The sequence below is a fragment of the Pseudomonas sp. B6002 genome, assembly GCF_013385985.1.
Taxonomy (GTDB): domain Bacteria; phylum Pseudomonadota; class Gammaproteobacteria; order Pseudomonadales; family Pseudomonadaceae; genus Aquipseudomonas.
Genome location: NZ_JACAOY010000001.1, coordinates 55,842 through 68,468, shown reverse-complemented (window position 1 = coordinate 68,468; position 12,627 = coordinate 55,842). Strand labels below are relative to the sequence as shown.

General features: G+C 59.1%; 13 protein-coding genes. 8 read left to right on the top strand and 5 right to left on the bottom strand.

From position 1 onward, the window contains the following. Positions 1–7: 7 nt before the first annotated feature. The 5 genes from HX792_RS00340 to rluB all read left to right on the top strand — a co-directional run bounded on the left by HX792_RS00340 (position 8) and on the right by rluB (position 4,766). Positions 8–871 carry a PHP domain-containing protein gene (locus tag HX792_RS00340; RefSeq protein ID WP_176994274.1) on the top strand — a complete coding sequence of 288 codons (864 nt, stop codon included), beginning with the start codon at positions 8–10 and terminating at the stop codon, positions 869–871. A gap of 13 nt (positions 872–884) precedes the next feature. Beyond that, entirely contained in the window at positions 885–1,514 is a 630-nt protein-coding gene (locus HX792_RS00335; RefSeq protein ID WP_176994410.1) for an L-threonylcarbamoyladenylate synthase, read from the top strand. A gap of 120 nt (positions 1,515–1,634) precedes the next feature. Further along, positions 1,635–2,333 (top strand): ScpA family protein, encoded by a 699-nt coding sequence (locus tag HX792_RS00330; RefSeq protein ID WP_164365898.1) that lies wholly within the window; start codon positions 1,635–1,637, stop codon positions 2,331–2,333. Positions 2,334–2,345: 12 nt separating this feature from the next. Beyond that, entirely contained in the window at positions 2,346–3,272 is a 927-nt protein-coding gene (gene scpB / locus HX792_RS00325; protein ID WP_176994273.1) for an SMC-Scp complex subunit ScpB, read from the top strand. Positions 3,273–3,554: 282 nt separating this feature from the next. Then, complete coding sequence (rluB, locus tag HX792_RS00320) at positions 3,555–4,766, top strand: 23S rRNA pseudouridine(2605) synthase RluB (RefSeq protein WP_176994272.1); 1,212 nt, start codon at positions 3,555–3,557, stop codon at positions 4,764–4,766. A gap of 181 nt (positions 4,767–4,947) precedes the next feature. Here the strand turns inward: rluB and HX792_RS00315 are convergent, their stop codons facing one another. Together HX792_RS00315 and HX792_RS00310 are read right to left on the bottom strand one after the other, a co-directional pair. Next, entirely contained in the window at positions 4,948–5,907 is a 960-nt protein-coding gene (locus HX792_RS00315) for a leucyl aminopeptidase (protein WP_176994271.1), read from the bottom strand. A gap of 72 nt (positions 5,908–5,979) precedes the next feature. Next, the gene (locus HX792_RS00310) at positions 5,980–6,117 is read right to left on the bottom strand and encodes a hypothetical protein (RefSeq protein WP_003175756.1); all 138 of its coding nucleotides are present in this window, start codon (positions 6,115–6,117) and stop codon (positions 5,980–5,982) included. Positions 6,118–6,756: 639 nt separating this feature from the next. Here HX792_RS00310 and HX792_RS00305 point away from each other — a divergent pair. Beyond that, the gene (locus HX792_RS00305; protein ID WP_176994270.1) at positions 6,757–8,178 is read left to right on the top strand and encodes an amino acid permease; all 1,422 of its coding nucleotides are present in this window, start codon (positions 6,757–6,759) and stop codon (positions 8,176–8,178) included. A gap of 59 nt (positions 8,179–8,237) precedes the next feature. Here HX792_RS00305 and HX792_RS00300 read toward each other — a convergent pair whose 3' ends face one another. Together HX792_RS00300 and HX792_RS00295 are read right to left on the bottom strand one after the other, a co-directional pair. Further along, positions 8,238–8,864, bottom strand: coding sequence for an RloB family protein (locus tag HX792_RS00300; protein WP_176994269.1), 627 nt, complete (start codon positions 8,862–8,864; stop codon positions 8,238–8,240). Positions 8,865–8,866: 2 nt separating this feature from the next. Further along, positions 8,867–10,123: an ATP/GTP-binding protein gene (locus HX792_RS00295; RefSeq protein ID WP_176994268.1), complete on the bottom strand. Its 1,257-nt coding sequence runs from the start codon at positions 10,121–10,123 to the stop codon at positions 8,867–8,869. A gap of 132 nt (positions 10,124–10,255) precedes the next feature. Here HX792_RS00295 and HX792_RS00290 point away from each other — a divergent pair, with 132 nt between their 5' ends. After that, entirely contained in the window at positions 10,256–10,939 is a 684-nt protein-coding gene (locus HX792_RS00290; RefSeq protein ID WP_176994267.1) for a pentapeptide repeat-containing protein, read from the top strand. Between the two features lie 12 nt (positions 10,940–10,951). Further along, positions 10,952–11,365 (top strand): alternative ribosome rescue aminoacyl-tRNA hydrolase ArfB, encoded by a 414-nt coding sequence (gene arfB / locus HX792_RS00285; RefSeq protein ID WP_176994266.1) that lies wholly within the window; start codon positions 10,952–10,954, stop codon positions 11,363–11,365. Here the strand turns inward: arfB and HX792_RS00280 are convergent. Next, positions 11,362–12,558, bottom strand: a complete 1,197-nt coding sequence (locus HX792_RS00280) for an MFS transporter (protein WP_176994265.1) — start codon at positions 12,556–12,558, stop codon at positions 11,362–11,364. The genes arfB and HX792_RS00280 overlap by 4 nt on opposite strands. Between the last annotated feature and the right edge of the window lie 69 nt (positions 12,559–12,627).

The window sequence follows — 12,627 nt, the reverse complement described above, 5'->3', positions numbered from 1 at the left end:
CATCCCCGTGAATGTTGATTTGCACTGCCACAGCACGGCCTCCGACGGCGCCCTGGCGCCCGCGGTACTGGTTGCGCGTGCGTTTGAAAAAGGCGTGCGAGTCCTGGCGTTGACCGACCACGACACCCTCGAAGGCTTGGACGAAGCCCGTGAAGCCGCCCATTCATTGGGCATGCAACTGGTCAACGGCGTGGAGTTGTCCTGCACCTGGGGCGGCGCCACCATTCATGTGCTGGGCTACGGCTTCGACCAAAAGGCCCCGCCGTTGGTGCAGGCCATCGCCAATTTGCACGATGGCCGCTGGCTGCGGTCCGAAGAAATAAGCCGAAAACTCAGCCTCAAAGGCATGCCCAATGCCCTCGACGGCGCTCGCGCCATCCAGCAGGAGCTGGGGGATAGCGGCAACGCACCGGCCCGGCCGCACTTTGCCGACTGGATGGTGCGTGAAGGTTTTGTTAAAGACCGTGCCGAAGCTTTCCGCAAATGGCTGGGCGCCGGCAAGTTGGGCGATGTGAAGCAACACTGGCCGACCCTGGAAGATACCGTCGAGACCCTGCGGGCCTCCGGGGCCTGGGTCAGCCTGGCGCATCCCTGGCATTACGATTTTACCCGCAGCAAGCGCCGCAAGCTGATTGCCGACTATATTGGAGCGGGCGGCCACGCGATCGAAGTGGTCAACGGGCACCAACCCGCCGAACAGGTGGGCAGCCTGGCGATTCTTGCCCGCGAATTTGGTCTGCTGGTCAGCGCCGGCAGTGATTTTCATGGCCCAGGCGGCTGGTCCGAGATCGGCGAGTACCGCCCCGTCCCGGAAGACCTGCCGCTCTTGTGGGGGCGATTCAAGCATGACCCCATTATTGCCACCGTCTGAACAGGTAGAACACGTGAGTCAATTCTTCCAGATTCATCCGGAAAACCCTCAGGCGCGCCTGATCAAGCAAGCTGTGGAGATCATCCGTGCCGGTGGCGTGGTGATCTACCCAACGGACTCGTCCTACGCCATTGGTTGCCAGATCGGCGACAAGGGCGCGGTCGAGCGTGTCAGACGCCTGCGTCAGCTGGACGACAAGCACAACTTCGCGCTGATTTGCAGCGACCTGTCCCAGCTCGGCCTGTTCGCCAAGGTCGACACCGGCACTTTCCGCCTGCTCAAGGCCCACACGCCGGGGCCCTACACCTTTATTCTCAACGCCACCCGCGAAGTGCCGCGCCTGTTGTTGCACCCCAAGAAGCGCACCATCGGCCTGCGCGTGCCCGAGCACCCGATTGCCTTGGCGCTGCTGGCGGAGCTGGGTGAGCCGTTGATGAGTGTGTCGCTGATCATGCCCGGCGAGACCGAGCCGCTTTACGACCCGTACGAAATGCGTTCACTGCTGGAAAAACAGGTGGACCTGATCATCGACGGTGGCTACGGCGGCAACAAGGCCTCCACCGTGATCAACCTGGCCGACGGCGAACCTGAAGTGATCCGCGTGGGTTGCGGCGACCCGGCTCCGTTCATGGTCGAGGCCTGAATGTCGGTGGTGGAAACGGTTGACCCCCAGGCCGGCGCCCAGCAGGAACTGCCATTTGCCATGGTCTATGGCCAGGCGGTCATGGAAATGCCGCTGGACCTGTACATCCCGCCGGATGCCCTGGAAGTCTTCCTTGAAGCCTTCGAAGGTCCGCTGGACTTGCTGCTGTACCTGATCCGCAAGCAGAACATCAACATCCTCGACATCCCGGTGGCGGAAATTACCCGCCAGTACATGGGTTATGTCGAATTGATGCAGTCGGTACGCCTGGAACTGGCCGCCGAGTACCTGGTGATGGCCGCCATGCTCGCCGAGATCAAGTCGCGCATGTTGCTGCCGCGTTCGGAGACGGTGGAAGCCGAAGAGGACGACCCGCGTGCCGAACTGATCCGCCGCCTGCAAGAGTACGAACGCTTCAAGGCCGCCGCCGAAGGCATCGACGGCTTGAGCCGCGTGGGCCGTGACGTGGTGGTGCCCAAGCTCGATGCACCCGAGGCCCGCGCGCGCAAGTTGCTGCCGGACGTGAGCCTGGAAGAATTGCTGATGTCCATGGCCGAGGTGCTGCGCCGTGGCGACATGTTTGAAAGCCACCAGGTGAGCCGCGAGGCGCTGTCGACCCGTGAGCGCATGAGTGATGTGCTGGAACGCCTCAAGGGCGGCGGGTTTGTGCCGTTTGTCGAGCTGTTTACTGCGGAAGAGGGGCGCCTGGGGGTGGTGGTGACCTTTATGGCGATCCTCGAACTGGTCAAGGAGTCCTTGGTCGAGCTGGTCCAGAATGAGCCTTTTGCGGCTATCCACGTGCGGGCGCGAGCCGAATAAAGAGCTGAATCGATGAATCTGACTGAACCCCGCGAATTGGCCCCGTTGCTGGAGGCCTTTCTACTGGCCTCGGGCAAACCGCAATCGTTGGAGCGCCTGTTCGAACTCTTTGAAGAAGCCGAGCGCCCTGAGCCGCCGGTGTTCAAGAAGGCGCTGGAGATCCTGCGCAAGTCCTGCGAGGGCCGTGCCTTTGAGCTGCGCGAAGTGGCGTCGGGTTATCGCCTGCAGATCCGTGAGAAGTTTTCCCCGTGGGTCGGCCGCTTGTGGGAAGAACGCCCGCAGCGTTATTCGCGGGCGATGCTGGAGACCATGGCACTGATCGCCTATCGCCAGCCGATCACCCGGGGCGAGATCGAGGACGTGCGGGGCGTGGCGGTCAACAGCCATATCGTCAAGACGCTGCTGGAGCGCGAGTGGATCCGCATCGTCGGCTACCGCGACGTGCCTGGTAAACCGGCGATGTTCGCCACCACCAAGGTGTTTCTCGACCACTTCAACCTGAAGAACCTCGACGATTTGCCGCCGCTCGCCGAACTGCGCGAGATGGAAGCCGAGCCGGTGCTCGACTTCGACGACGCGCCGGTGCCCCAGGGCCTGCAGGAACTGGCCGATGCCAGCGCCGAGCCGGAAGAGCCGAAGGATGAAACCAGTTTCCACACCTTGCTGCTGGAACTGGACGACATGGAGCAGGGCATCAAGACCGACTTCGACGATTTGCTGCGTGACGGGGCTGCCGAGCTGCAAACCCAGGAACACAGTGAGCCCGAGGCCGAGCCTGAGCCCGAACCCGAGGAAGACATCCTCGGCGTCGCCGAAGCCCGCGAAAAGCTCCTGGCCGCCGTCGCTGCCCTGGAACAGCCGCCCCTGAGCGACGAAGAAGACGAAGCCCGCGCCCTGGCCGAAGCCATCGAAGCCGAGCGCCGCCAGTTCGAAGACTGACACCCTCTGCCAAACACCACCGCCCCTGTAGGAGCCGGCTCGCCGGCGATAGCGCCCGAATAGACACTGCCAGCCTCAAGGCCGCCATCGCCGGCAAGCCGGCTCCTACAGGGCCATCTGTCGGCGCACAGCAGGTGACTTAGCCTTTATCGACTAGTCTCTGATGCGCAACGCGCGCCATACGCGTATGATTCGCGACCCTTTGCCGACACCGTCGGCCAAAGCCCCGCTTTCAACACTCTTCAGGCCACGCCTGAATCGACCCACCGGGAGGTGCTTAAGATGAACGACAACGACCAGAACGACAGCCAGGAAATCGGCCCAGCAGGCGAAAAACTGCAAAAGGTGCTGGCGCGTATCGGCGTGGGCTCGCGCCGCGACGTCGAAGCCTGGATCACCCAGAAGCGCATCAAGGTCAACGGCGTCGAGGCTACCCTCGGCCAGCGCGTCGACCTGCACGATGCAATCACCATTGATGGCAAGGTCATCAAGCGTGAAGAGGCCGCCGAATCGGTGCGCCGCGTGATCATGTACAACAAGCCGGACGGCGAGATCTGCACCCGTGACGACCCGGAAGGCCGTCCGACCGTGTTCGACAAGATGCCCAAGCCCAAGGAAGGCCGCTGGATCAACATCGGTCGCCTGGACATCAACACCACCGGCTTGCTGATGTTCACCACCGACGGTGAGCTGGCCAACCGCCTGATGCACCCGTCGTACGAGATGGACCGCGAATACGCCGTGCGCGTACGTGGCGAAGTTGACGACGAGATGATCGAGCGCTTGAAAGCGGGCGTCGTCCTCGAAGACGGCCCGGCCAAGTTCACCGACATCAAGCAGGCGCCAGGTGGCGAAGGCTTCAACCACTGGTACCACTGCGTGGTGATGGAAGGCCGTAACCGCGAAGTACGTCGCCTGTGGGAATCCCAGGGCCTGGTGGTCAGCCGCCTGAAGCGCGTGCGTTTCGGCCCGGTGTTTCTGAACTCTGACCTGCCGATGGGCCGCTGGCGCGAAATGAGCCAGTACGAAGTCGACATCCTCAGTGCCGAAGTGGGCCTGACGCCGGTCGCTATGCCGCAGATGAACGCCAAGAGCAAAGACAAGCTTGAGCGTATGCAGCGTAAATCGTCGCGCCCTGTGCCACGCACCGAGCGTGTGGCCCGTACCCTGCGCCCAGCGTTGAATGCACCGGCCACTGGCGGTCGCATTTCCCGTGAGCCGCAGATCGAAGGCGAGCGTCGCCCAACTGCGCCGTCCCGCCAGGAAGGTGAGCGTGCGCCACGTGCACCGCGCCCAGCGCCGGCCGGTGGTCGCAGCAACCGCGGTGAAAGCGATCGCCCGGCTGACAACGCCAGCACCAAGCGTCCAGCCAAGCCAGCGGCGAACAAGCGCCCTGGCCCGAAACTGGTGGCGGACGAGCCGTCGGGCAAACGCCGCGGCGCCCCGGCCGGTTCGGGCCAGCGTCCTGGTTTCGGTCGCAAGAAACCGCAGTGATGTTTTAAGCGCTGCACAAAAACGCCAACCCTAGGGTTGGCGTTTTTTTTGGATCGAATTCATGACCAACGCCAATCCTTGTAGGAGCCCGGCTTGCCGGCGATGGCGTCCTGAAGCCGGGTGCAAGACTTGCTGGCGCCATCGCCGGCAAGCCGGCTCCTACGTGGGTCAGCGGTGTGTTCTAGAAGGCAAAGGTGCCGTCGAAGACGGGCTTGTCATCCAACGCCAACACCCCGCTGGCAAAGATCAAGTCCAGATGATGGCTGCCTTTCTGCCCGCCGCCCAGGCCCAGGTGCAACCCGCAATGGCGCTCCTCGAACCCGGCGTTGCGTGCGTACAAATCCTTCACGCCTTCATTGGTGCCAATCCCCAGTTCCTCCACACGTCGGTTTGACGGGTTGGCGTTCAGGTACTTGTTGAAGTCATTCGCCAGCCCCGGCACGTCGCTGGCCACGCTGCAGATGGTCGAGTTTTCGATCCACAGTTCCAGCGGTGACTGCAACACGCCGTATTTGCGCGCAAAGGGGATGGTGCTCAGAAACGTGCCGACAAACCGCACCTGGCCGTTGATGGCCTCGCTGTGGGTAGCGATCTCGCCGGGGGCCAGGTCGTGGTTGCCCACGCCGTTGATATTGGTCCACTTCTTGATGCTGCTCATCGGCGCTTCCAGGCGCGAGCCGTGCTTGTCGGTAAAGCTCAGCACGTTGGCCTGGGACATGCGCCGGATCAGCGTGGCGTTGAGGTCGGCGATGCGCTGGGGTTCGACGCTGAAGGTGTCGTAGAAATAGTCGCCATAGTCCTTGAACAGCAGGGATTTTTTCCAGTGCTCGGCCATCACGCCTTGCAGGGCGCGGATAAAGTCCGGGCCTTCGGCGCGTGGGTTGGGCAGGGTGGAAGAGTCGTAGAGAAACAGGTACAGGTCACAGGCTTCAATGGCCTGGGCCAGGTTGTCGCTGGCGGCCAGGTCCAGGCGCTGCACCTGGAAGTTGAAACGGGCGGCGCTGCTGTGGGTGATCGCCTGGGCGATGGCGTCATAGCGTTCGGTATGGCCCAGCAGCACGGTCGGCCGGTTCAGGCCGCTGAGGGCCGGGTGGTGGGCCAGGTAGTAGAGGAAGTGTTCGACGGCGCGGGCCTTGTCCATGACGGGTGTCCTTCTGTGCCTTGGGTAAGGAGGCAGATGCCGTGCACAGCACCTGCCAGTGCCTGCCGGGTGTTAGAACGGCCACATCGCGGTGCCGAACGGCACGACGGCGTCGGCTTGCATCATTTCAACGGCGGCCTCGTGGGTCGGCGCTTCAAACCAATCGTCGAGTTGCAGTTCGGTTTCCAGGTCGTTTTCCAGTGCTTGCATGGTGTTTCTCCTAGAGGACGTTGTTTGAGAACGGCTTGCCAGCGGGCTTCACTGGGCAAGTGGGAAGAACCTAGGAGAGAGTGTTTCGGAATGCAAAATATTTATTGACACGGTCTCATTTGGATTTTTTGTTCTGTTTTTTCGCCAGAAATATTTTTTTAGAAAAAACAACGGACTGGCGAAGGTAATTTGTATGAAATTTCCTACCGACATTTTTCTGGTTGTTGCCGGCTGTAACGCTTATTTTCCGTGCTGTAACGATTAATTTACGAAAAAATTGCCACATTCTTGAGGTCGGCGCCGCTGTAAGGAATGCCTGACAGATTGTCGCGTGTCCCTGCCGAGGACCGCCCGAAGCTGTCGAGCGGTGTACAATGCGCCGCGTTTTACTGTGACCCCCCCTTGCGTACCCACGCAAAAGGCCAAGACCCAGGGTTTACCTACCCTGATCACTCCGCCTGGCCACGAGCCAGACGGGTTCGATTTCGTCACAGATAAAAACAAACAGGTGACGCATGACCCTTAGAAAGACGCTGTATTCCTGGTGCCTGCGCTGGGGTTTGAGCGGCGCTGCTTGAGTCGAGATTCAAGACAGCAACGTGCATTCAACATCATCAAACCTTGCGTGAGACCCTTTTCATGAGTGGACCCCATTCCTCTTCAGGCGAGCTGAAACGCGGCCTGAAAAATCGGCATATCCAGTTGATCGCCCTCGGTGGCGCCATCGGCACCGGCCTGTTCCTGGGCTCGGCCGGGGTGCTCAAATCCGCCGGCCCGTCGATGATCCTGGGCTATGCCATCTGCGGCTTCATCGCCTTCATGATCATGCGCCAGCTCGGCGAAATGATCGTCGAAGAGCCGGTCGCCGGTTCCTTCAGCCACTTTGCCCACAAGTACTGGGGCGGTTTCGCCGGCTTCCTGTCGGGCTGGAACTGCTGGATCCTGTACATCCTGGTGGGGATGTCGGAGCTGACCGCCGTCGGCAAGTACGTGCACTACTGGTGGCCCGAGATCCCGACCTGGGTTTCGGCCGCGGCGTTCTTCGTGCTGATCAACCTGATCAACCTGGCCAACGTCAAAGTCTTCGGTGAAGCCGAATTCTGGTTCGCGATCATCAAGGTGGTCGCTATCGTCGGCATGATCGCCCTGGGCAGCTACCTGCTGGTCAGCGGCAGCGGCGGCCCGCAAGCCTCGGTGAGCAACCTGTGGGAGCACGGCGGCTTCTTCCCCCACGGCGTCGGTGGTTTGGTGATGGCCATGGCGATCATCATGTTCTCCTTCGGTGGCCTGGAAATGCTCGGCTTCACCGCTGCCGAAGCAGACAAACCGCGCACCGTGATCCCGAAGGCGATCAACCAGGTGATCTACCGCATCCTGATCTTCTACATTGGCGCACTGGTGGTGCTGCTGTCGCTGACCCCTTGGGACAGCCTGCTGAAAACCCTCAACGCCTCCGGCGATGCCTACAGCGGCAGCCCGTTCGTGCAGGTGTTCTCGATGCTGGGCAGCAACACTGCCGCGCACATCCTCAACTTCGTGGTACTGACTGCGGCGTTGTCGGTGTACAACAGCGGCACCTACTGCAACAGCCGCATGCTGCTGGGCATGGCCGAGCAGGGCGATGCTCCACGGGCGTTGGCCAAGATCGACAAGCGCGGCGTGCCGGTACGTTCGATCCTTGCCTCGGCGGCCGTTACCCTGGTGGCGGTGCTGATGAACTACCTGATCCCGCAACATGCCCTGGAACTGCTGATGTCCCTGGTGGTGGCGACGTTGGTGATCAACTGGGCGATGATCAGCTTCTCCCACTTCAAGTTCCGCCAGCACATGAACCGCACCGGCCAGGTGCCGTTGTTCAAGGCGCTGTGGTACCCGTACGGCAACATCATTTGCCTGGCGTTCGTGGCGTTTATCCTGGTGATCATGCTGATGATCCCGGGGATCCAGGTGTCGGTGTACGCGATCCCGGTGTGGGTGGCGTTCATGGCGGTATGCTACTGGGTCAAGAACAAGCGTAAGGCGCAGGAGCAACAGGGCGCGCTAGCGTCGGTTGTGGAGTGAACTAGTCAGCCTTGAACGACAAACCCGACTTTGAGTCGGGTTTGTTTTTTGTCAGGGACTTACAACTTTGTGGGCTTTGAGATCGCTTCGAATTCATCCATCAGCAGGTGAATTTCGGTGCTGGGGTTTCTGTCGTTGCTCTTGAGCGCATCTTGCAAGCTTTTCGGCGCGTGCTTGCGTGCGCTCTCGAACCGCTCACCCATCAACATTTTGAAGTAGCCCTTCAAGCCTGATTTGGCGTAGTCCGCCATGCCTGGTTTGGTTCGCAGATCTGCCCCGACGAGATCGCCCGCCGAGTGCTTGCCTGACCGTGAGTAAGGTTTGCGAGTGTAGCCGAAATGCAGCAGTAGCCAATATTCGAAACAGGGGTACGAGGCAATGATGGTTATTTTGTCGTGTGCTTTGGAGAGTCGGATGGCTTCGTCAAATGACTCATGCGTGTCTCGGTCGATGGCACAGAAGACTTTGTCGAATTTCTTTTGCCGCTCAATCGCATATTCGACAATCCCTTTTGGATGGGTGACGCCGCAATGCATGATTTCGATTTTTGCATGGGATCGAAAATGCACGGCTGCGTCTTCTAGATAAACCTTGCTGGACTGTAGATCTTCACAGATAACTAAAACTGTCGGCTGTTGCTGAAACCGAGCGTCCCTTCTCTTGAATGATTCAGCTGTGCGAGCCATGGTTAGCTCCTGCTAAGAATCGGCAAGCCGCGATAGCGACCTTCGTAATAACGCTTTTCGATGTCCTCACTATCTCGTCCTTGGAAGTCGTGTACGGAAAACATTTGTGTTGCGCCGTTGGCATCGCGCTCAGTAACCCAGAATTGGTCTCTTCTGAGGAGCTTGGTGTTCATTAGATGGGTGTCATGAGTTGTAAATATCAGTTGTGTTTTTTTATCCCCTGCAAGATGCTCTTTAATTAAGCTCTCGACAATTTTTGGATGAAGGCTGCTATCCAGCTCATCGATAACTACGACTTTACCATCGGATATCATGTTTAAGTGCATCCAAGGCAGCCAAAAACCAATTAGGTTTTGCGTTCCGCCTGACTCTTCGCTGTAGTCAAACTCTGCGTTACCGAGTGCGGTTGAGTGTGTTAGTTTTGTGTTTGGATCTTTCTTGATCCATTTTAAGTAATCCCTTGGTGCTATATTTAGCTCTTTGTCAGAATCAAGTTCTGGGTTTTCTTCAAAGCGAATATTAGTTATAGGGATGTCCAGACGTTGAAGAAACTTTTCCAAAAGTTCTATGACGTCCGGTGCCGTCATGAGGGCTGATCTAGATGCCAAAGACCAGGTGGTCATTCCATTTTGAGCAATGCATATGTTTGATTTTAGCAACCATTTATATGGGGTTTTTAATTGCTGTAGCTCTTGGCTGCTATTGAGTGCTGCTTGAGCGAGAAAAAGGCTTTGAGGTGCGGTAAGGTTTTTCCAAGCTTCATGAACTATTGGCCCGCCTTCTAGTAGCTCTCCGAAGGTATAAGACTCCCCAGTTCTTTGAGTAAATACTCTAGAGAAAAGAAGATGCTCCTTTCCTTTTGGGTAACATACAAGGGTTTCTTCGAAAATACGTTCTGAGGTGGCTGCTACGCTGTAGTGAAAACGCAAATTGCTTTCAATAAAATTTACTTCGAAGTTGCTAGGTTCTTGTGCTAAATCAGGATCAAACCTAAATGGCATTACAGGTATTGAAGACTCGGCACCTGGTACTCGGTCTAATAATTTAGGTATAACGTTCAGTGCTTTTACAAGATTTGACTTGCCTGATGCATTCGGTCCGTAAATCGCAGCCACTTTCAAAAGCTTCGGAAGATCCTCTCCTGGTACCTCAGGATCAAAGGTATTTTGCTTTTTCCCCAGGCGAGGCGATGCCACCATCGACAAGGTCTGTTTCTCCCGAAAGGAGCGAAAATTACTGACAGAAAACTCGATTAACATGCAGAAAACCCGCAATTGATGATGCTCAGAGGATCCCAATATAGCCAAATACGAAGCTAGCTGCATTTTTTCTGCACTTCATGATGTTGCGAGTTAGACTCTCACCTCGTTCCTGCTCTTCATGAGACCCCCATGCACCACACCGACATCGACGGCGGCACCCTGCAGCGCGACGAGCTGGAAGACCTGATCGACAAACACGGCGGGCCTTTGCGCCTGGTGGGTGTCGACCTGAGTGGGGCCGACCTGTCGCGTATGGCATTGGACCATTGGGTATTCGAACGCTGCATCCTGGTCCAGACCTCCTTCCTCGGCTCACGCCTGGAAGGCACGCAGTGGAAAAGCTGTCGCGCCGGCCAGGCGATTTTCGAAGCGGCGAACCTGTTGGAAGTGCAGTTCCACAGTTGCGACCTGAACAACACCCGCTGGCAACGCAGCAAGTTGCCCCAGGCCCATTTTGAGCAGTGCAAGCTGACCGGCGCCAACTTTACCCATTGTGCTTCATTGGGCCTGAGGTTCAGTGAGAGCTTGCTCAACAGCGCGTTTTTATCTGGCTTGTCGTTTGCGCGCACGGTGCTCAATAACCTGGATTTCTCTGACAGCGACCTGTCGGACGCGGACTTTCGCAAGGCCGAACTGATCGACTGCAGCCTGGCCCATGCGCGCATCAACGGCGCCAATTTCGCTGGCGCCGACTTGCGTGGTGCGGATTTGAGCGGGTTTCGTCTCAATGATGCCAAACTGTTCAAAGGCGCCGTGATTTCCAAAGCCCAGGCGTCGATGTTGTTGTCCGAGTTGGGCTTGTCCGTTGCCTAAGGTTTTTCAGTGATGCTGGTCATTTCCAATAATGTGCACTTGCCCGATGCCGAGATCGAGCTGACCGCCATCCGCGCCCAGGGCGCCGGTGGGCAGAACGTCAACAAGGTGTCGAGCGCGGTGCATCTGCGCTTTGATATTCCAGCCTCGTCGCTGCCGGCGTTCTACAAGGAGCGCTTGCTCGCGCTGCGGGACAGCCGCATTACCAGTGAAGGCGTGCTGGTGCTCAAGGCCCAGCAATACCGGACCCAGGAGCAGAATCGCGCGGATGCATTGGAGCGTTTGGTGGAACTGATCCTCAGCGCCACCAAGGTGGAAAAGAAGCGCCGCCCGACCAAACCGACCCTGGGCTCGAAAAAGCGCCGCCTGGAATCCAAGACCAAGCGCGGCACGATCAAGGCCGGGCGCGGCAAGGTCGACTTCTAGGCGTCGCGGGCCTCGCGGGCTTTGGGGGCCTGGCGGTACAGGTAAACGCTGAGCAGCAACCCACCGCAGGCGGCCAGGGCGGCGAACAGGAAGATCGATGCAAAGCCAAAGCCTGCCGCCACGGCGCCCGCCAGAGGGCCAGTGATGCCCAGGGACAAGTCGATAAACAACGAATAAGCCCCCACGGCCGAACCCCGGCTGGACGCTGGCACCAGGTTGACCGCCTCCACACCCAGGGACGGAAACACCAGGGAAAAGCCGAACCCGCTCAACGCCGCACCGGCCAGGGCCAGGTTGGCGTCCGGCGCCAGCCACAGCAACAGCAGGCCAAGGACCTCCACCGACAGGCAGGCGATGGCCACGCGAAAGCCGCCAATCCGGTTGATCAAATTGCCAAACAGCAGGCGTGCACCGATAAAACTGGCGCCGAACAGGCTCAAGGCCCATACCGCGTTATCCCAATGCTGGGTGGTGTAATACAGGGTGATAAAGGTGGCGATGGTGCCAAAACCGATCGAACCCAAGGCCAGGGCGCAGCCGTGGGGCAATACCCGGCCCAGCACATTCATGAACGGCAGGCGCACGCCGGCAACGATGGGGGCGGCGACTTTATTCCAGGCCAGCATCAGGCCCACGACCGCCAGCAGGATAATGCTGACGCCCATGCTCCACAGCCCGAAGTTCCTGACCAGCACCACGCCCAGCGGTGCGCCGACGGCCAGCGCGCCGTAGCTGGCGATGCCGTTCCAGGAGATGACCTTGGCGGTATTCGCCGCACCGACGCGGCCAATGCCCCAGCCGATGGCGCCGGAACCTACCAGGCTTTCGGCACTGCCCAGCACCAGGCGACCGATCAGCAGAGCGCCCAGGCTAAAGGCGGGCAGGCTGGAAAAGAACGCCGCGAGCAGCATGAACACGCCGCTCAGGCCGCAACCGGCCAAGCCGATCAGCACCGCGCGCTTGCTGCCCAGGTTGTCGATGATTTTGCCCGCATACGGCCGGCTCAGCAGGGTGGCCAGGTATTGCACGCTGATCACCAGGCCGGCGATTACCGCGCCATAGCCCAGTTCACTGTGCACATAGCCCGGCAATACGGCGAGGGGAATGCCGATATTCAGGTAGCCGATAAAGGTAAACAACACGATGGAAACGACTTGCAGCGTGACCGCCATGGGGCGTTGGGTATCGGGCATGGGAAAGGTCCACTGTCGCAGCAGGTAAAGATAGGCTGCTAATGATACCGGTGCTTTGGCCTGCGCAGG

Bases quoted from the DNA above. Each gene is read 5' to 3' on its own strand.
- scpB (WP_176994273.1), top strand. From the start codon at position 2,346: ATGAATCTGACTGAACCCCGCGAATTGGCCCCGTTGCTGGAGGCCTTT.
- rluB (WP_176994272.1), top strand. From the start codon at position 3,555: ATGAACGACAACGACCAGAACGACAGCCAGGAAATCGGCCCAGCAGGC.
- HX792_RS00315 (WP_176994271.1), bottom strand. From the start codon at position 5,907: ATGGACAAGGCCCGCGCCGTCGAACACTTCCTCTACTACCTGGCCCAC.
- HX792_RS00310 (WP_003175756.1), bottom strand. From the start codon at position 6,117: ATGCAAGCACTGGAAAACGACCTGGAAACCGAACTGCAACTCGACGAT.
- HX792_RS00305 (WP_176994270.1), top strand. From the start codon at position 6,757: ATGAGTGGACCCCATTCCTCTTCAGGCGAGCTGAAACGCGGCCTGAAA.
- HX792_RS00300 (WP_176994269.1), bottom strand. From the start codon at position 8,864: ATGGCTCGCACAGCTGAATCATTCAAGAGAAGGGACGCTCGGTTTCAG.
- HX792_RS00295 (WP_176994268.1), bottom strand. From the start codon at position 10,123: ATGTTAATCGAGTTTTCTGTCAGTAATTTTCGCTCCTTTCGGGAGAAA.
- HX792_RS00290 (WP_176994267.1), top strand. From the start codon at position 10,256: ATGCACCACACCGACATCGACGGCGGCACCCTGCAGCGCGACGAGCTG.
- arfB (WP_176994266.1), top strand. From the start codon at position 10,952: ATGCTGGTCATTTCCAATAATGTGCACTTGCCCGATGCCGAGATCGAG.
- HX792_RS00280 (WP_176994265.1), bottom strand. From the start codon at position 12,558: ATGCCCGATACCCAACGCCCCATGGCGGTCACGCTGCAAGTCGTTTCC.